The sequence below is a fragment of the Acinetobacter sp. ANC 3781 genome (assembly GCF_004331285.1).
GTDB lineage: Bacteria > Pseudomonadota > Gammaproteobacteria > Pseudomonadales > Moraxellaceae > Acinetobacter.
In genome coordinates, this window is sequence record NZ_SJOH01000012.1 from 80,752 (window position 1) to 105,677 (window position 24,926).

The following is a 24,926-nucleotide window of genomic DNA, read 5'->3' on the forward strand; positions in this document are numbered from 1 at the left end:
TTTCTCAGCTCTTTGGCTGATATTGTTGAAGCACCACATGTTTGGCATCGGAAGATGTAAACAAGGTTGCGTAAATAAATGAAAAAATCACCCCAAGTAATACCGTCAAACCAAAGCAGTGAATGGCATAAGTCTGGCTAAAGGATAATAACCCGAAACCCAATAAAGTTGACATCATACAAAGGAATAGCGCCATGCCTACTACTTGCGGATGATCATGTCCGTGGCGGTAGAAAATGGCATAGTCCACCCCAATCCCGATAATCAGGAAGGTGCCCATAATGCTGAATAAATTAATTTCTACACCCAGCCAGGCCTGAATCGCAAAGGTAGTCATCAACGCCAGACTCACCGGCAATACCAAAGGTAAAATCGACTTGATGCCATAAATCACACCCAAGCTGATCGCCAAGGTGATTAAGGCGGACACCAGTAACCACTGTGCCTGGATACGATGCTGTTGAAACAGTTCAGACATCTGATCGACTGGACTCAATAATTGTACTTGTGGGCCACTTAGTTGCTCTAAAGCCTTCACATCGTGCACATTTTGCAGCAGCACCAGTCGCTCGGTAGGACTCATTTGTAAAAATGCCAAAGGATGCTGCTTCATTTCAACAGGACTGAGTAATGGCTGCTGGACAAGTTGTTTTTGCCAAGCCAAGACCTCTGCCGGATTCAGTTGCATCGCCGCGGCATAATCCTTTAAAGCACTGGCTGGAATACCCTGCAATAATTGGATATTGTGCTGTTGCTGTGCAAGTGATGGCAACCATTGACCTAAAGCCTGAAAAGTATCCAGGGCCTTTTCACTTTGCAACAGTTGCAGTTTTTGCAGCAATTGCTGTTCATTTTGTTCAAGCTCTGCGGTCGTTTTGCCATGCACCACAAAATATTCGCTGCTTTGTTGCTGCATAAAACGTTCACGGACGTACTGATCTTCCTGCTTCAGTTTTTGATCCATACTTTGCAAGTTACGGATATCGTCATTGCTTTGCAGCCACATTAAGCTGCTGCCGGTGACTACAGCAATCACTGCAATTAAGCCGTAACGCAGACCTTTTTTGCTCTGGATGACCGCACGTGCTTTGCCAATAAAACTGAGGGTTCGAATTGCAGGTTCCGCATTTAAAGGTGGCAAGCGTGGCAGCAATAAAACACTGGTGACCCATGCCGCAGTCAGACCGACCATCGAGAAAACAGCAATCTGTTTAAAGCCCGGAAATGGGGTAAAGCTCAAGAAGATATACGCGACCAAGGTGGTCATCAAGCCCATAAACAGACTGGGTAACAACGGTTTGAGTACCGCAAAACCGTTGATCTGTCGATGCTGCGATTGCATCGCCATAAAGTAAAAAGAAAAATCGACGCAGACCCCGACTAGGCTGGCACCAAACACCAAAGTCATCAGGTGAATTTCACCAAACACCCAATGGGTAATGGTAAATGCCACCAGACACCCAGTTCCTACGGCAATCATTTCAGTCAGCATTGGACGGACCGAACGGAAGCCAAACAGTACCAAAAGGAAAATCCCGATGGTAGAACCTACCCCAATAGTCGAAATTTCTTTTTCCGCCGAGGTGGTACCGAATTGGGCAAACAGCAAAGTACCACTCCAATGCGGTTCAACCTGTATCGGTTTTAGTTTTAAATTTAACTGCTCAATCCATGCGGATGTTTTTTGCTGATAATCAATATTGTAAGGGCTGTTTTTGAGTTCCAGCACCACAAGTCGTGAAATGCCCTGCTCATCCCGGAGGGTGGCAAAGCCATCTTCCAAAGTAATATCCGAATTGCTCTGCAAACTGGATAAGCCCATGGCATAGCGTGGAAATAACAGCAGTGGATCTTGTTGTAATAGTTCTGCTGTGACTGGTATGCCCGGACTCATAATTTGCAATAGGCCCTGTTCAGTCAGGGAGGTATAATCTTGTTGTTCAAGCAGCTTTTGATCAGCCAGTGTGACTAAACCAGCCCGATGCCGATATAACACCTGAGCAAACTTTTCACTATCCAGCTGTGCATGTAGCGGTTGCCATAAATCCGTTGTCGCCACGCTTTGTTTAAAGGTGCGGGTAGCTTTTGTTAGAGCTGCATCGTCTTTGGTATTCAGTACCACAAATACTTTGTCATTCAGCTGCTGACTGACATATTGCTGCGCCCGTTCCAGCTGCGGATCATGATGGGCTTCCGGCAATAGTGCAAAGATATTGGTTTGAATGTGAATATCTTTTTTCAGCCAAGCTGTACCCAGCGCAATCGCGATCACGCTGAGCACAATCAGCCACAGCGCCGTAAATTTATTTTGCCAGTTGGAAAAGTGCATTTTCCTCAGCCGTTAAATTTTGGGGTTGAGTGGTTTGCTGGCTAAAGCGAATGGTGGTGCTGTTGTTGCCTTTTTCCTGCAGCACAATACGATCGACATAACGCTGCCCTTGTGCATCGACACGGACAAATAATTTTTTAAATAAACTGCTTTTCGGGGTTAAAGTCACATTCCACTGCGACGGAGTATAACTTGCCGAAACAATATTGAAGTTCTTGGCTAAAGCCGTTTCATTACCCGACATCAGCTGCAAGAACATGGTCGCAACCGAACCATAAGGTGATTTATCAATTTCAATCTGACTATAGGTGCGCTGGGTTTTTTGCACCAGTTTACGCGGGGTCACAATCAGGTCGGCTTTGACTGGGGTGTGAATTTTCCAGATCACCCCTTCTGATTTGGAAAATAGTACCGTGCCTTTGGAAACAAAGGTTTTATTCATTGAAGCCAATTTTTTTTGCTGTTCAAAATTGGCACGCACGGTAGGAGTCGCGGAAAGCTGTCCAAAGATTTGTCTGAGCTGCGGATTTTGCGCATGCACCGCTTGCGGCAACATGAATGTGAGACACAGCAAACTCGCTAAAAATAGCCATACTGCACGTTGTAGATTGATCAATGTCATCTGCTTTACTCCGGTTTAAACTCAGACCAAGCGTTTAAACGCTGCAATAAAATTTGTGGTGACTGGAAACACATTTCACGGTTTTCAATATATACCGCCACTTGAGTGGTATAGCCTTTGGTCAGTCTTTTACCACTTTGGGCATCAAAAATCTGATATTCAATTTTCAGACGATTTTCCCATTCTTTTAAAATCGCACGCACCCGAATTTTCTGTTGAAACAGGATGCCATGCGCATAACGCACATGACTTTCAATCACAGGCCATGCATAGCCGGAATCACGCATCTGCTTATAGTTATAATCAAACTGGTCCAGCAATTTGCAGCGTGCAATTTCAAAATATTTTAAATAATGTCCATGCCAAACCACGTCCATGGTATCCACATCATGAAATGGCACTTCAATGATTACATCGGCATGCATAGTCTGTTTCCTATCAGGTTTAGCGAATAAGTTCAGTGCTTAATAATTCTAAATTTTCCAGACGATCCACCAGCTGTTGCAATTCATGCTGTAATGGTCGGTCTTCTATCACGTAATCAAAAGTTTGTAATACCCAAGCCTTAAATGTGCCGAGCACTTCGGACAATTGGCTATCCAAAGCTTTCAAATATATGGCTTGTACACTGGCACAGCACAATGCGGCAATCACCTGTTCAGTCAGCACAATCACCCGACTGGCATCACGCGCAGCAATGGTGCCCATACTCACTTTGTCCTGATTATGGCATTCGGTCGAGCGCGAGAAAATTGAAGCCGAAAGCGTCTGTTTCAATGCCTCTGCCGTCCATGCCGACACGCCAATCTGTACGGCCTTAAAACCATGATTCAGTGGTAAACGTTCTGCGGTCGCTCCGGTCAAATTACGCGGCAAACCGTTATTCATTTTATAGTCCACCAGTTGCGCAAATTGACGATCCATTAAATCGGCAATATTGGCAATCATGATTTTCAGGCTATCCATGGCTTGAGCAATATGCCCGCCATAGAAATGTCCACCATGCAATACGCGTAAATTCACCGGATCAATCAGCGGATTGTCATTACTAGAATTCAGTTCATTTTCAATAAACTGGCGTAACCAGGGTTTGGAATCTTCAAACACGCCAATAATATGCGGCGCACAGCGTAGTGAATAACGGTCTTGCAAACGTGAACTCTGATGTTCGGTTTGCACCTCACTATTCAGCCAGTCACGCAGTTGTGCGGCAATATTTTGCTGACCCGGATGTGGTTTTTGTGCAAATAGTACTTCATCGAAATGACTTGGATTACCTTCCAAAGCCAAAACATTCAGCGCGGTAATACAAGTACTGGCCAAACTGATCTGTTCCGCTTTTTTATAGTTGAGGCAGGCAATTGCGGTCATCACCGCAGTACCATTCATCAGTGCCAGACCTTCTTTAGGACGTAGCACCAAAGCCTGCATATTTTTTTCAGCATAAACGCGACTGATCGGAACAATCTGACCTTGAAAGTAAACATCACGCTCACCGACCAAAGCCCCCGCGATATAGGACAATGGCGTTAAATCACCACTGGCCCCGACTGAGCCTTCCGATGGAATTACCGGAATCACATTTTCATTCAGCATCCAGACCAGACGTTCTAGCAGCGCATGCGAAACACCTGAATAACCACGAGCTAATGAACACAGACGGGTTACCACCACTGCACGTGCCGTGATTAAATCCAGATTCTGACCTAACCCACAGCCATGAAAACGAGATAAATGCAAAGGCAGTTCATTGACCTGATGCGCAGGAATCTCGACCAGACATGAATCGCCATAACCGGTGGTCACACCATAAATCACGCCTTCATCCTGCAACAGCTGATCCAGAAAATCGGCACCGCGCTGAATTAACTCACGCCATTCAGCAGATGTAGGCAAAGCCACTGATTTTTCCTGACGTGCAACCGCCACCACATCTTCAATTGAAAGTGGCATTCCCCCAACAACTAACACTTGCATTATTGTTTGTTCCAGAAATTATAAAAATTAAACCATTGATATGGCGCACGAATACAGTGCTGCTCAAGTAATGCCACATATTGTCGGGTGATACTTTGTATTGCTTGCTGACGGTGGTTTCGCGGGAAATTTAGTTGCTCGGCAATCGAGTGAATATGCACTTCAAAGCTGTCGGCCACACGATAACAAAACACCGCCAGTACCGGAACTTTTAGCAAACTGGCGAGAATCCACGCGCCTTGCGGCCAGTTGGCTTCTTCACCTAAAAATGAAATCGGCTGTACCCGATCTGACTGCACCGGCACACGATCTGCCGCGACAATGACCCACTCCCCCTGATCGAGTTTTTCTTGTAGGATCATTGCGGTTTCAATACCCAGCTCATCCACCGAAACCAGATTGACATCGGCATGATCATTCAGTTTTTTTAGAAACTGATTAAATTTGGTGGCATGCTTTTGATAGACCAAGACATTAATTTTTTGTGGATGTTCCGACTTAATGGCACGCAGCAATTCAATATTGCCGAAATGCGACACCACAATTACCGCGCCTTTTTGATAATGCTCGCGGAAATGTTCATGTCCATGTAAAACCAGTTGCTGCTCGGGGATTTTACCCAGCCAGCCCTCAATTTTATCCAGAATACATTCACCAAACTGCATGAAATGCTGATAGCTCTGCGCCAGACTGGGCGTATGCAGAAACGGCGAATGACTGCCTGCAAAATGGTGTAACCGAGTCAAATATTGCAGCGAAGCCTGACGTGCGACAGTCGCAAACAGCCAGTACCACAAAATAATAAAATACATCAATACCCGGCATAACCAACGGCCACCCAGACGGTAAAACACCAGCATCAGACTCAAAGAGGTCATGCCGCCACGTTCTTTAATCTCATTCCACTGGATTTGCTTCAGCTCAGTCACGCCATCAACCTTTTACTTTCTTTGACAGCAATTTAGGCAGACGCAGCAGCATGCCGCCAAACAAGTGCAAATGTGCCTGACTTATACCAATATTGTCACGCCATACCTTGAAATGCGAAATGCCATCTTCGGGGTAAACCACTTTGGTCGGCACGTTGATAAAAGGCACCTCTGCCCATTTTAAACGCACCAAAATTTCACTGTCAAAACCCATACGCGGCTGAAATTTTGCAGAATCCAGCACCTGAATGGTACTAGCCAGCGGATAAACCCGGAAGCCGCACATGCTGTCCTTAATCTCAAAAGACAGGCTATTAATCCATACCCAGATATGGGTAGCATAACGGCCATAAAGGCGTTTTTTCGGAACCGATTCATCAAATATAGGCTGACCGATGACCATTGCATCCGGATGTTGCTGAGAGATTTGCAGGAATTTTGCCACATCCTGCCAGTCATGCTGACCGTCAGAATCGAGCTGTAAGGCATGACTAAAACCCAGAGTATGTGCATGGCGCAACCCTGTAATCACAGCCTGCCCTTTACCCTGATTATGACTATGTTCAACCAATTCTACCAATGAGTGTTGTGCTGCAATCTCATGTAAAAGTGCTGTACACGCGGCATCACTGCCATCATTCACCAGAATAATAGGCATCTGAAACTGATCCAAATGGATTACCAAAGCTTCAATATGATGAGGATGGTTATAAACCGGAATGACAAAACATTGCTGCATCTACATTTACCTTTAAATCGGATCGTTTTGTGTATGAAATAACAAGCGTCCAGAGGCCAAGGTCTGCTCTGCATGACTTAATACAAAACTGACTTTATGCAGTTTTCTCGACAATTTCAGTTGCAGCACCATATAAGGTTGAATTAAATCCTGAAATTTGAGCTGTTCAAAACCGTTGCACCATTCAAGCTCTGCCCAAGTCTGACGGGCAAAATGTTGAATAAATCCAATCTGTCCTACACCCGGAAAAATTGGATAATCTGGAAAGTGCCCTTTAAAGCATTCCAGTTCTGGAGAAAACTCGAGGCGATAGAGCACCTGATCTGGTTCATTCTGTTGCTCCAACACAATAGGCAATAACATAGGCTGAAATAAGGATTTCATGTATTGTTTATTCAGCTTAGATTGGGCATTTTGCGGTAATTGTGTCAAAAATCGCCATTGTCTTGGAATGGCAATGCTTTCCAGCTTTGAATTTAACTGCACTTTAATTGCGGCTACACATTGTGCTTTGTTGCTGCTTTGCAGCTGTTGTCTGGCCTGCTCAGATAAAATCGCCACACAGACTAAAATCTGACGATGTTCCCGTTCCAGAATCAACACATGGCACTGGACAATCTCATCTAGCTCGACAATTTTCTGTTCAATGGCATCCAGACTTAAGCGTTTTTCTTCCAGTTTTACAATACGGTCTAGTCGTCCCAACAAATGAAATGGACTTTTGGGATTTACCGCATCAATCACTTCAACTTTATCGCCAGTGAAAATCCAGTCTTTACTAAAAGCATGATTGCTTCTAACTTGCAGTTCCTGTTGCTCGCCGGCCTGAATATCGACATTGGCAAACGGTGTCCATAAAGCATCATCCTGCTGTCGATGTGCAATCCCGCCAGTTTCGGAGCTGCCAAACACTTCGGTAATCGGCCGGCTCACATAAGGACGTATTCCCGACTCTAATTTTCCACCTGAGGAATAAACCGTCAGACAATCTTGCAACAAGACATCCAGAGTCCAGCGTTTTAATAAGGCCGGACTGGAAATCACATAATTCTGAAGCTTTAAGGCGGTTAATTTTTTTTGGATGTCCGCGACATCTTCAGGAAAAGCCAGCTGGGTCTGATAAAAACAGCGACCGCTTGCCAGTGGCCATAACAACTTAAACAGCAAGCCATAAATATGCTGATGACTGACGGTAGCAATCGCAATCGACTGCTCAGGCAAATGAAAACTGGCATCCAGTCCCTGCACTTCATTAAGTAATTGACGCAAGGTACGCGGGATTTTCTTCGGCTGACCGGTAGAGCCGGAAGTATAAAAATAGATTTTCGCTTGATGCAAAAAGGCATCATCCAGATTCAGTTCAATATTTTGATTTTGTGCTAATGATACTGACTGACGTTGCAAGAAATAAATGTTCTGTTCCGCGAGTTCTTTCTCTAAATCACTGACCCGATTGGGGGGCAAAAGTACCTGTTTTTTGGCCAACAGTGCAGCAAACAGCAGCACTAGGAACTGATAACTGTCAGGTTCCCACAAAGCCCAACTTTGCTGTGAAAGTGACTCAATTGCATGACTTTGTTGGATCACGTCCTGCCAGAAATCCTGAAAACGGATTTGGTTTAAATCAGGCTGAATACACAGCGCTTTCAGTGAATGAAGATGACTCTGAAAATGACACAACATAACAATCCGTTTTTATTCCTGAATTTGGTTTAAGCGCTGCTGTCGCTTACGCAAGATAAATTCGCCCAGTAATAATAACCCCATCAGTAGATAGGAAATAAAACCGTTATACAGCACCCAAATCTGCATTGGAGCAAACAGGACGGTCGCCAAGGCAACAAGGGCATTCAGCACAAAAAAAATGCACCAGACGATGGTGACTTTACGGGTCCAGATCACCCCGGTTTCAGGTAAGTCCGGTTCTGCCAGACGGGCAAAACGCTCAATCATGGAAGGCGGTTTAACTAAAGTCGAGGCAAAAATCATACACGCCCCGACACTCATAAACACTGGATACAATTTCAGCCAGGCATGGTCTTTTAAAATCAGGCTTAAGCTGCCACATAAAATCGCAAATCCGGTTAAAGGCCACAGTAAGGCATTGCCCTTGCTGAACAGACGCAATAATCCTAGGATAATCAGCAGACTGCTGACCCAGATATATTGACCATGCGCTAAACTATAGCCCACTAAAAAGGGATAGAGAATCAGTCCGACTGCCACTATCCCTTTCAAGATCAATTTCATGCAGCAGACATATTCTGAATAACAGTCACCACGTCTTGAACCGTGCGAACATTTTTAAAATCTTCTGGATTGACCTGTTTGCCGGTCAATTCTTTAATTTTGACCACTAGATCAATCGCATCAATACTGTCTACATCCAAATCATTCGCCAAATTCGCATCCAGCTGAACATCTTCAGGTGTAATTTCGAACAGATCTTCCATCCATTCTCTTAATTTTTCAAGTACTTGTTCCTGAGTTAACATTACAACCTCTTACGCCTTTTGCTGTGCTTCAACCAAAGCCACCAGGCTTTGAATTGATTTAAAATGTTGCTTGGTTTCTGCTGATTCGGCATTCAAGTGAATGTTGTAACGTTTTTTCAGCGCCAAACCAAGTTCCAAGGCATCAATGGAATCTAGACCTAAGCCATCACCAAATAAAGGTGATTCAGTTTCAATATCTTCTATGCTGATGTCCTCAAGGGCCACAACATCAATAATCATTTGCTTTAATTCATCAGCAAGATTGCTCATTTTTTAGATAACTCTTGGTTAAAAATTTGGTGTAATTGATGATTCAGATGACGTACATTTTTCGGATTCACCGTTACATCATCGAGTAGATCATCGACTTGAATGGCATCCAGAACCTTCACATGAATATGAAACGGCTGTGAAGGAACGTGATACCATTTTTCATTTTTGGTTAAAGTTGAAGGTGTACAGGTAATCAGCACCGGACGAATCGGCACATTGGCACGAATCGCAATGTTCGCCGCACCGCGCTGAAACTCATTTAACAGTTCACCTTTTGCGGTACGTGTCCCTTCCGGAAAAATCAGTAACGAAGCTGACTGATCCTGCTGTAATTTTTCCACACAGTCATGAATAAACTGTTCAGAACCGGCATTTAAAATATAGCCGGCATTTTGCACCGGACCTTTGGTAAACGGATTGGACCATAGTGTATGTTTCACCACACAATTGGCCTGTTCCATTAAACCAATCAGCACCACGACATCCACCAAAGTTGGATGGTTGGCAATCACCAGTTCCTGCTTACTGTGCTGTAATTTTTTCAGCCCTTCAATGTCATAGGTCATAATTCCAAGTTTTACCATCATTTCGGTAAAGCCCTTGAAACTATGTTTAATCACTTTTTGCGTACGTTGCTGACGCAAGCTCGGATTCTGGGTCGACAGATTGACCAACGGTGCAACAACTCCACCAATCGCCACACCACCAATTCCAAAACTGGCGAAACTAAAACCGGTTGCGCCAATACGCCATAAATAATTGGCTTTTTGCTTAATTTGATCTGCTTTTAACATTTTTGCCATGCCTGAGTTTGAGAATGCTCAAGACTCTGTTCAGATTGCTGCCAAAAATCATAAAAATTTTGCGCATCCAGATATTTATGCCGATGATATGTTAAGGCTTTGATATCCAGTTGTAGGTTTGGCGCCTCTAAACTAATCACTGCCGACATGGCAAAGCCATTAAAGGGCTGAAATTCTTTATAAATCGCCGGTAAAGCTTCATCATAATACACCACCAGTACTCGTGCATTGGGGTAACCGGTGGTTTTTAACCAGGCATAGGCTTCAATCAGGGCTTCGCTCCAAGATGCCGCCAGACTGGTCGACGGCGTGGCATCCTGACATAAAATCGAATACAAGCCGGCAATCGCATTATGCACCGAAGTTGAAAACTGCGTTGGAGATGGCGTTTGATCTTGCAGCACATCGGCCAGAATTTTCAAAGTTTTATGTTCATCACCATATTGCGATGCCCAGACAATATAGTCCACCGATTCTGCATTCAACGATTGAATCGCGCTATTTAAAGCCAATTTTGCAATTCCGGATAAGCGTCTACGCTGCATGGCAGGAATCTGTGCTAAGGCGGGAACGGTTTCGTCGGCACGACTCATATATAGGGGGGATACATTTATTTGAATCATTGCCGAAATTTTCCATACCCTAGAATGTAGTTTAGCTCGAGGCTATTTTATTCGCGGGATTATAGCATTTGTCATAAAAATTACACAAAAAATATCCTGTATACTTTCAACAATATAAGCCTATTACATTGATTTAATTATATGTTTTAGATCTAACTTGTACAGTCATTATGGCGTGCATAAAAAAACCAGCGACAAAAGTTGCTGGTTTTTCACTAAAAGCTTAAATGTTGGGTTTAATTACCCTGTACCAAACGTCGTGCGCTAATAATTCCCGGTTGTTGTTCTAAACGTGCCAACAAACGTGATAACTGTGCCAGACCTTTCACTTCAATTAACAACTTCATATTGGCAATACCATCTGTTTCTGAAATGGTATTCACCTGACGAATATTAATTTGATCCGAAAAAATCACTTGAGTTAAGTCTTTTAGCAGACCACGACGGTCGTAGGCCTCCACTACAATCTGTACGCTTTGACCCCGGGTCGGTTGCATTTCCCAATCGGCTTCAACCGCACGTTCAGGTTCTTGAGAAATCATCCGGATATAATCAGAGCATGCAACTTTATGAATGCTTACCCCACGGTTCAACGTGATATATCCACCAATTGATTCCCCATGTACGGGTTGGCAGCATTGTGCAATATGCAGTTCTACGTTGTCCAAACCGTCAATTAAAATGCCATGTGCAGACAAAGTATGACTGGCACGTGGATTCAATGTCGGCTTGAGTACCAATTCAGGTTCATCTTGACCGATGTGCATATGGCGGTTGACCTGATTGATCAAGGCATGCAGACTAATATCGCCATTGACCAAACCAATCAGAATATCTTCACCCAGCTTGACATTAAAGTGATTGCAATAATCACTTAAATCAATACTTTTTGGGTGAATCGCTAAACGTACAAGTTCTTTATTCAGAATTTCACGGCCAACTTCCAGGTTTTTACTGCGATCTTGCTGTCTAAACCAATGCCGCAATTTATCTCGCGCCCGGGACGTCTTGATATAACCCAGCGAGTTTACCAACCAGTCACGATTCGGATCACGATCTTTTTTGGTTAAGATTTCAACCTGTTCACCAGTTTTCAAGGTATAGGTTAAAGGTACATAGCGCTGGTTTACCCGCGCTGCATAACACTTGTTCCCCACCTCGGTGTGAACATGATAGGCGAAGTCTAAAACGGTTGAACCGCGCGGTAACTCTTTAATGTCCCCATCACGGCTAAATACATAAATCTTTTCAAAACCTTCGAAATCTTGAACTTGTTCGAAACTTTCGGAATCATCATCTGATTTATGTGCGCTGGCATCATTACGTTCTTGATAATGCTCAAGTACTGCACGCAAGGAATGTAAGCGATGGTTAAAAGAGTGGTCGGTATTTTTTGCACCTTCTTTATAATTGAAGTGCGAACAAACCCCAAGCTCTGCCTCGTTATGCATATCTTTGGTACGGATTTGCACTTCAAGTGACTTGTTCTCTGCAATGACTGCAGTGTGTAATGAACGATAGCCATTGGCTTTTGGATTGGTAATGTAATCATCAAACTGGTGCGGAATATGACGCCAGATTTGATGCACAATCCCCAAGGAGTGATAGCACTCAGGTACGTTTTTGACCAATACCCGAACCGCTCGAATATCATAAAGCTGATCGAAACTCAGGTTTTTACTTTTCATTTTTCGATAAATCGAATAAATGTGTTTCACCCTTCCGGTAATATCTGCTTCGATATCATAGCTTGCCAGTTCATTTTTCAGTTTATCAATGACAAACTGAATATATTGCTCACGCTCTAAACGTTTTTCATTCAGTAAGGTTGCAATTTCTTTATAGCGCTCTGGGGCCAAATAACGAAACGCTAAATCTTCAAGTTCCCATTTAAGTTGGGCAATCCCTAAACGATGCGCCAAAGGTGAGTAAATGGTCAGAATTTCTCGCGCAACACGCTCTTGACGTTCACGTGATGCTTGAGTCAGTTCTCGCAAAGCATAGGTACGCTCTGCGAGTTTGATCAATACCACCCGAACATCTTCGGTCACAGAAATCAGCATTTTATAAATGCCGCTTAAATGCTCTCTTTGATTGTTATTAAAATGGTCTTCTAGACGTTTGTTCTTTTCAATCAGTTCAGAAAGCTTACCCATCGCCAAGGTCCCTTGGACCAGACTATGCACTTGCTCGCCAAAATGTTCCCGAACTTCTTCAAGCGTCATGACACCTTCACGCACACTTCGGTACAGCATTGCGGCGGACAAAGTGTCTTCATCCACATGTAAATGCGCCAAAATATCCGCCATCTCAATACCGGTATAAAAGGTATTGGAGCGATGATTAACAGTGGTTTGCAACTCTTTATGTAAAGTTAGATGAGCAACTTCTTCGAGTTGTTTAAGCGCTGCATCATCTAATATGCCACGAACCCGATCTAGCCATTCAGCCAAATCATGTCGAGCTTGTTCGGCATGCTCTACAGTCGCTTCCTCGGACAGCTCATTGAGACGTCCAGGAAGTTGTTCACGTACTGTGACCATACCCTTCTCCTACCTCTTTACTTATCATATTCTAAATCGTTTATTTCTTTATCTTTTTCGAATAAGGCAATAGATTCGACATGTCCCGTATGAGTAAACATATCCATCACCCCCGCCTTTTTTAATCGATAGCCATGTTTCACCAACACACCGGCATCACGTGCCAAGGTTGCAGGATTACATGACACATAAACGATTCTTTTTGCATCAAATTTAGGTACATAATGCATTATTTCCTCTGCACCAGAACGCGGAGGGTCTATCAATAATGCATCAAATCCCTGTTTTGCCCAAGAATGATGTGAAAAATCTTTTGTTAAATCTTGTGAATGAAAATGTACGTGACTGATCGCATTATTTTTGGCATTTTCTGCACCACGTTGAACCATTTCTTCACTTCCTTCGACAGCTATGACTTGACCTGTTTCACCGACACAACGAGCCAGCGGTAATGAGAAATTACCTAGACCACAAAATAAGTCTAGAACACGCTCACCTTGCTGCAATTGAAGCAAATCACATGCCAGCTTCACCATTTGCGGATTAATGGTTGAATTCACCTGAGTAAAATCGAGCGGATTGAAATCAAATTTCACATCAAATTCATCCAGTGCATAATGCAAACGCATCGCCGCGTTCGGATCATCCACACGCTGTAAACTGTCTGAACTGGCGGGTTGTAAATACAATTGCCACTGCTTGTTTAACGTAAACTGTTTTAATTGGTTGACATCATCTGTTGATAATTTTTCAGTATGACGAACCACCAGTGCAATATCTTCATCACCCATGGCCAATTCTATATGACCAATGGCTGCTTTGGCTGTTAGACTTTCGAGTAACTTTCTTAAGTCACGAATAGAGCCAAATTCACGATCCAGCACCAGACAGCGGTCAATCGAAATCAGTTTATTACTTTGACGCTCACGGAACCCCACCACCAGTTTGTCTTTACTTGGAATATAACGTACTCCAATCCGGGCTTTACGACGGTAGTCTTCACGTTGTGAACGTAATGGCTCTAACCATTGTTCAGGCTGGATTCCGGCAAAATGTTCTAAATGTGACTTTAAAACATCCTGTTTTAAGCGAATTTGTTCATCTTGCTGAATGTGCTGCATATTGCAACCGCCACACACGGTAAAGTGGGGACATTTCGGTTCAATACGTATGGCAGCAGGTGCGCTTAACAGCTCAATGCTGTCCGCTTCTTCTAAACGTTTTACCACATTGGTAATTTGTGCTTTAACAGTTTCACCAGGTAAAGCGTAGCTGATAAATACCTTTTTACCCTGTTTGTCACTTGGGTGATCCGGATGTGTTCCATAGTGCGCTATCCCCCGTCCTTCGTGTGAAAGTGACTCAACCTGAAAAGTGTAAATCGGATGTTGAGCTGGACGTGGCTTGGTTCTATGTTTCATGAATACCTAGAGTGTGGGAGATAAAAAGTCTGCAGCTGTAAATTCAGTACGCTGTGAGGTTTCACGCCATACTGCTAAAAAATCTGCATGTTGCGGTTGAGTCGATAAAAATTCGATGGTGCGCTGAACTGCCTCACGATAATCATTGAGCGAAAGCTGACCTTTTAACAAGGACCAGCGCAGATAAATCAGCCAGGTATTCAGCACGTCACCTTCGCAATAACTGGTGAGCTTTTGCCATTCTTGCTGTCGTACATATTCAGGTACATGATAGGCGCCATCACCACGCTTTCCTGGATACCCCAGTAAATGTGCCACATCATCTAACTTTTGAAATTGACGACCATTGAACATCGCAATCACATCCATCAAATCGACATGACGATGATGATAACGATTCTGGTAGTTATTATAGCGCTTTTGCTGATTAATTTCGCCCTGATCGAATAAAGCAGGCGCAGACAAGCCATGATACATGGCCCGAAACAGGATCACCGGCAAATCAAATTGTGAGCCATTCCAACTAACTAAGGTGGGATGACGCTTGTCAAAAATCGAGAGGAATTTCTTTAAAATTTCTGCTTCAGTATGCTGCTCTCGACTAAACGAGAACATTTTGATGCCACCTTGCGCATCAATCCATAGACCAGAAATACAGACAATCTCATGCAAGGCCAAACGCTGAAAATCCATGCCCGACTCTTGGCGCCGCAATTTAATCAACGCCTGTTCCAGATCTGCTTCTGGCAAATCCAGACCATACAAATGCGCTCCCGATTTTAAATCGGTCAAGGTTTCTATATCGAAAATTAAAACAGGTAAGCGCATCTTAACTCACAAAAATTGAGATTTATTCAGGATCTTTTACAGAGAATAAACCTGTAGAAAGATAACGGTCACCACGGTCACAGATGATACATACAATCACCGCGCCCGGATTTTCTTCAGCCAGCTTGATTGAGGCCCAAACTGCACCACCTGATGAAGTTCCGGCACTGATGCCTTCTTTGCGCGCCAATTGCCGTGCCATTTTTTCCGCTTCAATTTGCGGAATATCCATAATCCGGTCAACGCGTTTCGGATCAAAAATGGTGGGAAGATATTCTTGTGGCCAACGACGAATACCTGCAATATTTGAACCTTCAGAAGGTTGTAAACCGACAATTTGAATATCCTGATTTTGTTCTTTTAGATATTTGGAAATCCCCATAATCGTCCCGGTGGTTCCCATGGAACTGACGAAATGGGTAATTTTACCGCCTGTCTGTTGCCAGATTTCTGGACCGGTGGTGAGGTAATGTGCTTCGACATTGTCCGGGTTACCAAACTGGTTCAATACCAATCCCCTACCATCTTTTTCCATTTGCAGCGCCATATCACGCGCCTCTTCCATGCTTGAAGATTCAATCAGTTCAGCGCCATAAGCACGCATCGCATCTTTGCGTTCCTGACTTGAACCTGTTGGCATAATGAGTTTCATTTTATAGCCACGCATTGCAGCAACCATAGCCAAGGCAATACCTGTATTTCCGCTTGTCGCCTCAATCAGTGTATCACCCGGTTTAATTTGACCACGTTTTTCAGCTTGCATAATCATGTTATACGCTGGACGGTCTTTTACCGAACCTGCAGGATTATTTCCTTCAAGTTTAGCCAATACTGTTGCTTGAGTGTGACTTGCTAGACGTTGCAAACGCACCAGAGGGGTTTTTCCTACGTAGTGGTCTAACAAAAATTCGTCTGCTTGAAAATCAGGGGTGGTATTACTCATTATTTGCACCTATATCGAGGTGAGTCTATTGTATGAAAAAATGCTCCGCGCTGCACCCATTTAACAGGCTTTTTATTGAAAGTGATTAAAGCACAGTCAGTTTTAAATAAAGCGTGCTAATATTCCGTGCATAGAAAATAAACTGCTTTAACCATGTCAAATATCAATAAAAAGTTATTTAAACGTCTACACTTAAATCATGCTTATGGACAACTCATTGCACTGATTTTTGTGCCGATTATGATTTTGGCATGTGTCGGGGCTGTGCTGGTTTTGTCTGAGACCTCCAATGCATCGCGTGCACAGCAACGCCAAATGGCAATTGCTATTATGACCCGTTATCAGCTCACCTCCGAAGCAGCAATCGACTTATTAAGTAATTATCCATGGCAGTATGATCAAGCACGTAATGCCATGCAGGTCATGCTAAATGAAAAATATTTAATTCGCGCAGCTATTATTGATAATAAAGGCAGAAACCGCTTAAGCATCGGTTTTCAGGATCAGGAGCCTTGGCCGAAGATTAACTCTAAAGCCTCTTTCGTCGGCCCTATTCTGCACCATGATAATAATATTTATTCACTAAAAATTAATGAGCATACTCAAGCGCCTGCACGGTTGGTTATTGAACTGGACAACCAACCTCTTGAAATTGCGCGTTATCGGGTCATGGTGGTGCTGATTGCGACAGGCTTATTGACTTTATTACTACTTTTATTGTGTCTGAATTTCTATTCGCGTCGCTGGATTGCACCGATGTACGAAATTCGCATGCAATTGCAACGTCTAAATGCCGATACCCTTGATCAACACATGGTGATTAACAGTACCGGTGAATTGCGTCTGTTGCAGCGCGATATTGCCAATGTGGTCAAACGGCTGCACTTTAGCTTTTTAGAACTTAAAGAACATACCGAACAAACGGAAGATGATTTACGCCGTACCTTAGATACCTTAGAAGTTCAGAACATTACTTATCGTCAGGCCCGTGACCAGGCGATTTCAGCTAACCAGTCCAAATCGGTATTCCTGGCCAATATCAGTCATGAATTGCGCACTCCATTAAACAGTATTGATGGCTTTATTCATTTATTGCTGCGTCAAGGCAACTTGAGCAATGAACAAAACCTGTATCTGCAAACCATTCGTAAATCATCTGCCCATCTTCTGGCCCTGATTAATGACGTACTAGATTTCTCGAAAATTGATGCCGGTAAGCTGGAACTGGAAACCGCGCCTTTTGATCTGGAAGAAGCCATTTTTGATGTGATGGATATGTTGTCCCCACTCGCGGCTCAAAAGCATATCGATATGGCTTTTTATTATGCCGATAATATTCCAACGCAAGTGATTGGCGATGCATTACGCTTTAAACAGATTCTCACCAACCTAATTTCCAACGCGATTAAATTTACCCCGGACGGTGAAATCATTGTCCGTGCCCGTATGGAGCACGACGATATTGGACAATGCCTGTTGCACTTTAGCGTGCAGGACAGCGGGATTGGCCTCAGTGGTACTGACCGTAAAAAACTGTTTGAATCCTTCTCGCAAGGTGATGCTTCGGTGACCCGTCAATTTGGCGGCACGGGGCTCGGTTTGGCCATTTCCAAACAGCTGGTGCATTTAATGCAAGGTCAAATTGGCTTTGAGGACAACCAGGAACGTGCACCGACTGAAAAAGGTTCCACATTCTGGTTTAGCGCCATGTTTGCTGTAAATGACGACATTGACATTGTTCATCCGCACTTTAAGAACATGCAGGTGGTGTCTTATTTGGCCCATCCCGCGACTGCCAATATTCTGCGTCATTATCTGGAAAATTATGAGGTGCATCATGTTGAAACCAGCTCGATTCTGGATCTGTTCAGCCAGCTCAATCAGTTCTCGGAAAGTGATGAAAATACCTGGCTGATTGTCGATCATAGTGGTGATGGCGAAGCCTTGTTGAAAGAAATTCGTAATCGTTACCACGGCAATATTGCGGTGTACGGTTATCAGATGTCGCTGGATCCGAACATGCTGAATGAATATCGCGCGCGGCCGCTGTATCAGCCTTTAAGCCGTAGTGCCTTAATCCAGCTGTTAAGCAATCAACCGATTTTCGATCAGGAGGTGCATGAAGAATTTAATGGTCAAGGTCTGCATGTCCTCGCTGTTGATGATCACTTGCCGAACCTGATTGTTTTAGAAGCCCTATTGGGTGAGCTCAACGTCAAGACCACCAAGGCCTTAAGCGGCCAGGAAGCACTGGAAATCATTCAGGATCGAATAGAAAAAAATCTGCCTGCATTTGATGTCATATTTATGGATATCCAGATGCCCGTAATGTCCGGAATAGATACAACGCGTGCCATCCGTTCGCTGGAATCGACTTTAGAAAACCATAAACGTCTACCAATTATTGCCCTGACAGCACATGCCCTAGCCGATGAGAAACACAAATTGTTGCAGGTAGGAATGGATGATTACGTCACCAAACCGATTCAAATGGATCAGATCATTCAAATTTTGACCCAATTGACTTCAGAAAATTTTAAAAAGCCCAAAACTGTCGATAAAGCTATCCTGATTGAAGCCCTTGATCCAAACATTTTAGATTGGCAACAAAGCTTACAGCTGGCAGCCAATAAAGAAGATCTGGCAGTCGATTTACTTCAAATGCTGGTCGACAGCTTCCCTACAGAACTGAGTGAAATGCAGCAGTTGATTGAAATGGAAGACTTCCCGCAACTTGAACACGTGCTGCATCGGTTATATGGAGCCACCCGTTATGTCGGTGCACCTGATCTGCAAGAAGCAACCGGAAAATTTGAGCAATTTGTTTCCTCGTTACGTAAAGAACGCCGTAAAGCTGATGAAACTTTTATTCAGGAAACCTTAAAACGCTTTGATGAATTACAGTCGGTCATTCAGCAAGTCGAACAAGCATCGCAGCAAATTTTGAACAAACAAAATACTTAACGCAGGCTGGGCGGCATTTCAAAAGTCATGTCTATCTGTAGATGTGACTCTTGTGTCATGTATCGTGACATGTATCAGAGAAATGCCCGTGGTATGCTCAAAACAACCGAAAAAATCAGGTCTATACCCATGGCGTTACTTCGCATCGAAAAAAATAATGGTATCGCAACTGTTTCTTTAAACCGTCCAGAAAAACGCAATGCCATGAGCTTTGCTTTGTTACGTGAACTGGTAACTGCTGCCAATCAAATTAAAAAAGATCGCTCAATTCGCTGTGTCATTTTAACCGGTGAAGCTCATGTATTTAGTGCCGGGATTGACCTTGCCGATTTGAACGCCCCTAAAAATACCGCTTATGCGGCTTGGGAACTGATCAAACCGGGGCAAAGTCTATTCCAGAAAGCTTTTCTAATTTGGCAGGAACTGCCTGTTCCAGTCATTGCAGCACTTGAGGGTTATTGCCTCGGTGCCGGGATGCAATTGGCACTGGCTGCGGATATCCGGATTGCCCATCCAAATACCAAAATGTCGATTATGGAAAGCCGTTGGGGACTGGTGCCAGACATGGGACTGACCCGATCCATTAAAGGCATTATTAATGTTGACCTAGCCAAAGAGTTGACTTTGACTGGACGTATTTTCGATGCAAATTATGCCAAGGAAATTGGTCTGGTAACGCATTTGGATGAATCGCCAATCAGCAAAGCCCAGGCCCTTGCAGAAGAAATGTTGCAACGTTCTCCTGATGCATTGACTGCAGCCAAACGCGTACTCGATGCCATGGAACATGCACCGAAAAAATCTCTACGCCTAGAGAAAATCTGGCAATTGAAATTACTGCTGGGTAAAAACAGTAAATTGGCCCGTAAAAAAGACAAAAACCCTGAAGTTCAGTTTTTACCGCGCCAATATAAGTAAAATATTCAAATAACAGGATTTTGCAGAGAAAAACATATGAGTTTTGATCGTAATACAAAAATTGCATTCTTGGGCATGGGACTGATGGGCAGCCGTATGGCCACCCGACTGATTCAAGCCGGTTTTGAAGTCGCTGTCTGGAACCGCACAGCATCCGCCTGTGATGTGCTGATTGATATGGGCGCCACCGCCTTAGAACTGCAAGACATCAGACAATATCCTGTTATTTTGACCTGCTTAGCCGATGATGTAGCAGTGCAAGCCGTCTATGATCAGATTCAGAACCTGTTATCTGCTGGACAAGTGATTGTAGACTTCTCAAGTTTGTCTGTGGATCAAACCAAGACTTTGGCGAAGCAGGCCCAAATTCGCCAAGTCCAGTGGATTGATTCCCCTGTCTCGGGTGGGACCGCGGGTGCTGAACAGGGAACCTTGGTTATTTTTGCCGGAGGTGACCTACAAACTATCCAGAACTTATCGCTGATTTATAATGTACTTTCCCAGCGTGTCACCCGTATGGGCGAAACTGGAACCGGGCAAGCTACCAAAATTTGTAATCAACTGATTGTTGCAGCCAACAGCACCTTAATTGCTGAAGCGGTAGCTTTAGCGGCGAAAGCCGGTGTCGATACCACTTTACTTGCCCCTGCACTTGCCGGTGGTTTTGCCGACTCGAAGCCTTTTCAGATTTTAACTCCACGTATGGCGACGCATACTTTTGAGCCGGTGCAATGGAAAGTTCAAACCTTATCCAAGGACTTAAATAATGCTGTGCAGCTTGCTGAACAATTCAGTTTAAATATTCCTGTTGCAAAACAGGCACTATCACAATTGAAAACCCATCAAACTAAAGGTTATGCTGAAGCAGATCTTGCTACAGTGATTCAACTGGTTGAATCTTGAAGCAACTTATTTTCTAACGCGTAGGAGCAAGGCATGATTAAGCTAGCAGTAAATTTATCGATGATTTTTACTGAAGTGCCTTTGATTGAGCGCTTTGCTCTGGCTCACGCACAGGGTTTTCAGCATGTGGAAATTCAGTTTCCTTATGAACTCAGCATTGAACAAATTCAAACCCAGCTGACCCTTCATGACTTAAGCCTTTGCCTGATCAATGTGCCTGCCGGTGATTTAATGCAAGGTGGCAATGGTCTTGCCGGTGTTCCGGGTATGGAACTTGAGTTTCATCGCGGTTTAGAACAAGCAATTCAATATGCCACAGCACTGAATGTCCCGAGTGTAAACATTTTAGCGGGCAAGCAACCACTCGATGCAGATCTACTGCCTTGCTTAAATACTTTGGCAAAAAATTTGAAACTTGCCTGCTCTATGCTAGGCGAATATCAGATTCAGCCGGTATTTGAAATGATTAATGGCACAGATATGCCACGCTTTCTAGTTCAGAACATCGCTCAAGCGCAAGAAATGCTTGAAGCCGTACAAAATCCTGCCCTAAAAATGCAATATGACTGTTATCACATGGCAATGATGGGTGAAGATGTATTTGAAGCATTAAAAGAAAATATTCACGATATTGGTCATATTCAATTTGCAGACTGTCCGGGACGTCACGAACCCGATACTGCTCAAATTAATTTCGCAGAAATTTTTCAATGGCTTAATCAAAGCAGCTATATGGGCTACACCGCTGCGGAATATCGACCTCAGGTACACTCACAGCATTCTTTTGCATGGAAAGATAAATATTTTGTAAAACATCCGCAAAGTTAAATCATGAACGGATTTGAAATTCGGCACTAAAACCGCTATATTACACGATGAGTTATTGTCCGGAAATAAAACCCTTTATGAATTTAGAACCATCGCCCAGCGCTTCTAATTCTCTCGATCTCGCAATGAATTCTCAAGCTAAAGATGTACAAGCTTGCTTGAAAGTTGTACATGAAGCCCTATTAGATGTAAAAGCAAAAGATATTATTGAACTTAATGTTGGCGCTATTAGCAATGTAGCAGACTATATGGTCATTGCTAGCGGTACATCATCCCGTCACATTAAAGCCCTCGCAGATAACGTTGCTGAAGAAGCACGTAAAGCGGGTTTCCGCCCGATCGGCGTTGAAGGTGAACGTGATGCGGAATGGATCTTAATCGATCTCGGTTTTGTGGTTGTCCACGTGATGCTTCCAACAGCGCGTAAATTTTACGACCTTGAAAGCTTATGGCGTGCTACTCCAGAATCTGCTTAAAGCAAGAAAAAGCGACCATAAGGTCGCTTTTTTCATTTTAGATGTCCTATTTTAGCCCCAGCTCCTATATAAAACTGAATCTTTACACTTTTAAGATCAACCCTATTTATAACAATTGATGTAAATCTACATCAGGATATTTTGCCTTGATGTTCACTTTCACACGTGCATAGACCTGATCTGCTTTCACTGGTCCATAAAACTCGCAATAACATTCATAGATTGTAGTAATGACCTCGGCATAACTGGTCAGCGATAAAAATTCTACAAAAGCAGTTTCATTAATTTTTGTAGAAGTCATTATGGCTAAACCTATCAATTGTAGTCGTTTTTTAACTTCCTCATTAAAATCATTAAGATCAGTTTCTATAACGGTCATCATCACACTGTTAATTAAGTCAAAGAAAGCATCCGAAAGATGAGTTGAAATCAAGTTTACCGATTCTGCTTTGGGTTTTAACTCTAATAAAACGTGCTTTTCAACAGCCGACATTTCACACAAAACCTGCTTCAGCATATCCTTGCGATAAAAGCGCAATTCCTCGGTATCACAAATTTCACTCAAGAAGCGATTAAGTACAAAAGAAGGTTTATCCCCATATTCTTGTTCCCAATAATGTAATACACGTTCCAGTACCGCACCTTGCATATAAGGACTTAAGCCACGTTCAATCGCTTGTTTCTTTTGCATCACACTGAGTAATTCATTCGGCATGGCTAAACTCCTTAGTGGCGTTTGGTAATATCATCTGTTTCAAAAGTCACATCACGCTGAAATTCGGGATAAGATAATTCTGCATGTTCGGTATAATCCAGACCACGTTGCTCATGTTGCGTGCTGACGCGTAAGCCGCCCAATAGTTTATCCAGTAATTTAAATACAACTAATGCAATTCCAAAGCCCCAGGCAAATGCGACCATCACCCCTAAAGCCTGAATTAAAATAATATGTGAATTAAACATATCGGCTTCAAAAAACAAGCCTGCAGCGACTGTTCCCCATGCCCCACAAAAACCATGTACAGTAACTGCATCGACCACATCATCAAGTTTTAATTTTTCCATTAAGGTCGGCAAGGTACTCACCAGCAAACCTGCAACTGCACCAGTCACGACTGCAAAGACGGGAGACATAGTTGCACAGCCTGCGGTAATTCCTACCAAACCACCCAAGGATGCATTGATAGTTGTCTTCATCAGGATCGCTTTGCCCCCAATTAAAGCATACAGCATATAAGCGACTGCTCCGGCACAGGCCGCCAAATGGGTATTCAAGGCAATTCGCCCTATACTCACACTGGCATTGACTGTGGATGCGGCATTAAAACCAAACCATGCCAGCCATAGAATAAAACCACCTAAGGCAACCAAAGGTAGATTATGTCCTGCCAGATGGTGAATTTGTCCATGACGTCCAAAACGTCCCAAGCGAGGACCCAATACAATGATGCCTGCCAATGCTACCCATCCACCGATTGAATGCACCACGGTTGAACCGGCAAAGTCGATAAAGCCCAAAGCTTTCAACCAGCCCGAACCCTCAAAGATACTGCCCCATGCCCAGCTGCCAAACACCGGGTAAATCAATCCGCTGACTACCGCTGCACTGACCACATACGCCACAAAGTGAATACGTTCAGCCATGGCCCCACTGGCAATGGTCGTCGCTGTGGCAGCAAACATCATTTGGAAGAACAATAAATTCCAATGCCAATCATCCATGACATTGGGTGCAAAATGACTGGTTCCGATCCAGCCTGAAGCATTGATCCCAAACATCAAACCAAATCCCAATAACCAGAACACCAATCCGCCAAAACAAGCGTCCATATAATTTTTCATGAGTACATTGACGGTATTTTTACTGCGTACAGAGCCACTTTCCACCATTGCAAAACCGGCCTGCATAAAGAAGACCAAGATTCCGCCCATCACTACCCACACACTGTCGAGTGACAAACGTATTTCTTGAAGATTGGCCGTGTTTGTCGCAGATTCACTGGCAAATACAGGCAATGAAAATACCGATAATAGCCACACAAGATACTTTATTATTTTCATGAACAATCCCCCTAAAACCTATTCATGAAATAGCAAAAGAAATGCCAAATTTAAGGGATATATTTTTTATTTTTAAATATTCAGAAACATGCATCTCTTAAAGCTGTATGAGTTTCTTGTTAAGAAGCCAATTAAACCTTTATATTTAAATCAGAAATAACAATAGAGAATTAACTGCCATCTTATGACGCATTTTAGCTATGTCTTTCTGTAATAGCGCACCAAATAAGATGAAAAATTAACCGATTCCT

At 43.4% G+C, this 24,926-nt stretch carries 23 protein-coding genes; 5 read left to right on the plus strand and 18 right to left on the minus strand.

The window, feature by feature from the left end; all coding sequences use genetic code 11:
• Positions 1-4: 4 nt before the first annotated feature.
• The 16 genes from E0H89_RS10200 to cysM form a co-directional block, all read right to left on the minus strand.
• On the minus strand, positions 5-2,329 hold the full coding sequence (locus E0H89_RS10200) for an MMPL family transporter (RefSeq protein ID WP_131216712.1): 2,325 nt from the start codon (positions 2,327-2,329) through the stop codon (positions 5-7).
• Positions 2,304-2,885 (minus strand): LolA family protein, encoded by a 582-nt coding sequence (locus tag E0H89_RS10205; RefSeq protein ID WP_250697856.1) that lies wholly within the window; start codon positions 2,883-2,885, stop codon positions 2,304-2,306. The genes E0H89_RS10200 and E0H89_RS10205 overlap by 26 nt, the downstream gene beginning before the upstream one ends.
• Before the next feature lie 71 nt (positions 2,886-2,956).
• Positions 2,957-3,376, minus strand: coding sequence for an acyl-CoA thioesterase (locus E0H89_RS10210; protein ID WP_131216715.1), 420 nt, complete (start codon positions 3,374-3,376; stop codon positions 2,957-2,959).
• Positions 3,377-3,395: 19 nt separating this feature from the next.
• Positions 3,396-4,928, minus strand: a complete 1,533-nt coding sequence (locus tag E0H89_RS10215) for an HAL/PAL/TAL family ammonia-lyase (protein WP_131216717.1) — start codon at positions 4,926-4,928, stop codon at positions 3,396-3,398.
• Positions 4,928-5,806 (minus strand): lysophospholipid acyltransferase family protein, encoded by an 879-nt coding sequence (locus E0H89_RS10220; RefSeq protein WP_131216786.1) that lies wholly within the window; start codon positions 5,804-5,806, stop codon positions 4,928-4,930. Before E0H89_RS10220 ends, E0H89_RS10215 begins: the two co-directional genes overlap by 1 nt.
• 55 nt (positions 5,807-5,861) lie before the next feature.
• Positions 5,862-6,596 carry a glycosyltransferase family 2 protein gene (locus E0H89_RS10225; protein ID WP_131216719.1) on the minus strand — a complete coding sequence of 245 codons (735 nt, stop codon included), beginning with the start codon at positions 6,594-6,596 and terminating at the stop codon, positions 5,862-5,864.
• 12 nt (positions 6,597-6,608) lie between these two features.
• Complete coding sequence (locus tag E0H89_RS10230) at positions 6,609-8,279, minus strand: ApeI family dehydratase (RefSeq protein ID WP_131216721.1); 1,671 nt, start codon at positions 8,277-8,279, stop codon at positions 6,609-6,611.
• A gap of 12 nt (positions 8,280-8,291) precedes the next feature.
• On the minus strand, positions 8,292-8,846 hold the full coding sequence (locus tag E0H89_RS10235; RefSeq protein ID WP_131216723.1) for a COG4648 family protein: 555 nt from the start codon (positions 8,844-8,846) through the stop codon (positions 8,292-8,294).
• Positions 8,843-9,091, minus strand: a complete 249-nt coding sequence (locus E0H89_RS10240) for an acyl carrier protein (protein WP_131216725.1) — start codon at positions 9,089-9,091, stop codon at positions 8,843-8,845. Before E0H89_RS10240 ends, E0H89_RS10235 begins: the two co-directional genes overlap by 4 nt.
• A gap of 9 nt (positions 9,092-9,100) precedes the next feature.
• Complete coding sequence (locus E0H89_RS10245) at positions 9,101-9,361, minus strand: phosphopantetheine-binding protein (RefSeq protein ID WP_131216727.1); 261 nt, start codon at positions 9,359-9,361, stop codon at positions 9,101-9,103.
• Positions 9,358-10,158 (minus strand): lysophospholipid acyltransferase family protein, encoded by an 801-nt coding sequence (locus E0H89_RS10250; RefSeq protein ID WP_131216729.1) that lies wholly within the window; start codon positions 10,156-10,158, stop codon positions 9,358-9,360. The genes E0H89_RS10245 and E0H89_RS10250 overlap by 4 nt, the downstream gene beginning before the upstream one ends.
• The gene (locus E0H89_RS10255) at positions 10,152-10,790 is read right to left on the minus strand and encodes a beta-ketoacyl synthase chain length factor (RefSeq protein WP_131216732.1); all 639 of its coding nucleotides are present in this window, start codon (positions 10,788-10,790) and stop codon (positions 10,152-10,154) included. Before E0H89_RS10255 ends, E0H89_RS10250 begins: the two co-directional genes overlap by 7 nt.
• A 236-nt stretch (positions 10,791-11,026) precedes the next feature.
• Positions 11,027-13,333 carry a RelA/SpoT family protein gene (locus tag E0H89_RS10260; protein ID WP_131216734.1) on the minus strand — a complete coding sequence of 769 codons (2,307 nt, stop codon included), beginning with the start codon at positions 13,331-13,333 and terminating at the stop codon, positions 11,027-11,029.
• A 17-nt stretch (positions 13,334-13,350) separates the two neighbouring features.
• Positions 13,351-14,754 carry a 23S rRNA (uracil(1939)-C(5))-methyltransferase RlmD gene (gene rlmD / locus E0H89_RS10265; RefSeq protein WP_131216736.1) on the minus strand — a complete coding sequence of 468 codons (1,404 nt, stop codon included), beginning with the start codon at positions 14,752-14,754 and terminating at the stop codon, positions 13,351-13,353.
• 6 nt (positions 14,755-14,760) lie between these two features.
• On the minus strand, positions 14,761-15,582 hold the full coding sequence (locus tag E0H89_RS10270) for a 3'-5' exonuclease (protein WP_131216738.1): 822 nt from the start codon (positions 15,580-15,582) through the stop codon (positions 14,761-14,763).
• 22 nt (positions 15,583-15,604) lie between these two features.
• A complete protein-coding gene (gene cysM / locus E0H89_RS10275) occupies positions 15,605-16,525 on the minus strand; it encodes a cysteine synthase CysM (protein ID WP_131216741.1) in 921 nt (306 codons plus the stop codon).
• Positions 16,526-16,678: 153 nt separating this feature from the next.
• Between cysM and E0H89_RS10280 the strand changes: the two genes are divergently transcribed.
• The 5 genes from E0H89_RS10280 to rsfS all read left to right on the plus strand — a co-directional run bounded on the left by E0H89_RS10280 (position 16,679) and on the right by rsfS (position 22,614).
• Complete coding sequence (locus tag E0H89_RS10280) at positions 16,679-19,489, plus strand: GacS-like sensor histidine kinase (RefSeq protein WP_131216743.1); 2,811 nt, start codon at positions 16,679-16,681, stop codon at positions 19,487-19,489.
• Between the two features lie 129 nt (positions 19,490-19,618).
• The gene (locus E0H89_RS10285; protein WP_131216745.1) at positions 19,619-20,407 is read left to right on the plus strand and encodes a crotonase/enoyl-CoA hydratase family protein; all 789 of its coding nucleotides are present in this window, start codon (positions 19,619-19,621) and stop codon (positions 20,405-20,407) included.
• A 36-nt stretch (positions 20,408-20,443) separates the two neighbouring features.
• Positions 20,444-21,310 (plus strand): NAD(P)-dependent oxidoreductase, encoded by an 867-nt coding sequence (locus E0H89_RS10290; protein ID WP_131216747.1) that lies wholly within the window; start codon positions 20,444-20,446, stop codon positions 21,308-21,310.
• A gap of 33 nt (positions 21,311-21,343) precedes the next feature.
• Positions 21,344-22,138 (plus strand): hydroxypyruvate isomerase family protein, encoded by a 795-nt coding sequence (locus E0H89_RS10295; protein ID WP_131216749.1) that lies wholly within the window; start codon positions 21,344-21,346, stop codon positions 22,136-22,138.
• A 77-nt stretch (positions 22,139-22,215) separates the two neighbouring features.
• Positions 22,216-22,614 (plus strand): ribosome silencing factor, encoded by a 399-nt coding sequence (gene rsfS / locus E0H89_RS10300; RefSeq protein WP_131216751.1) that lies wholly within the window; start codon positions 22,216-22,218, stop codon positions 22,612-22,614.
• Between the two features lie 106 nt (positions 22,615-22,720).
• Here the strand turns inward: rsfS and E0H89_RS10305 are convergent, their stop codons facing one another.
• Positions 22,721-23,329, minus strand: a complete 609-nt coding sequence (locus E0H89_RS10305; protein ID WP_131216752.1) for a hypothetical protein — start codon at positions 23,327-23,329, stop codon at positions 22,721-22,723.
• A gap of 11 nt (positions 23,330-23,340) precedes the next feature.
• Positions 23,341-24,675 carry an ammonium transporter gene (locus E0H89_RS10310; protein ID WP_131216754.1) on the minus strand — a complete coding sequence of 445 codons (1,335 nt, stop codon included), beginning with the start codon at positions 24,673-24,675 and terminating at the stop codon, positions 23,341-23,343.
• Positions 24,676-24,926: the final 251 nt, after the last annotated feature.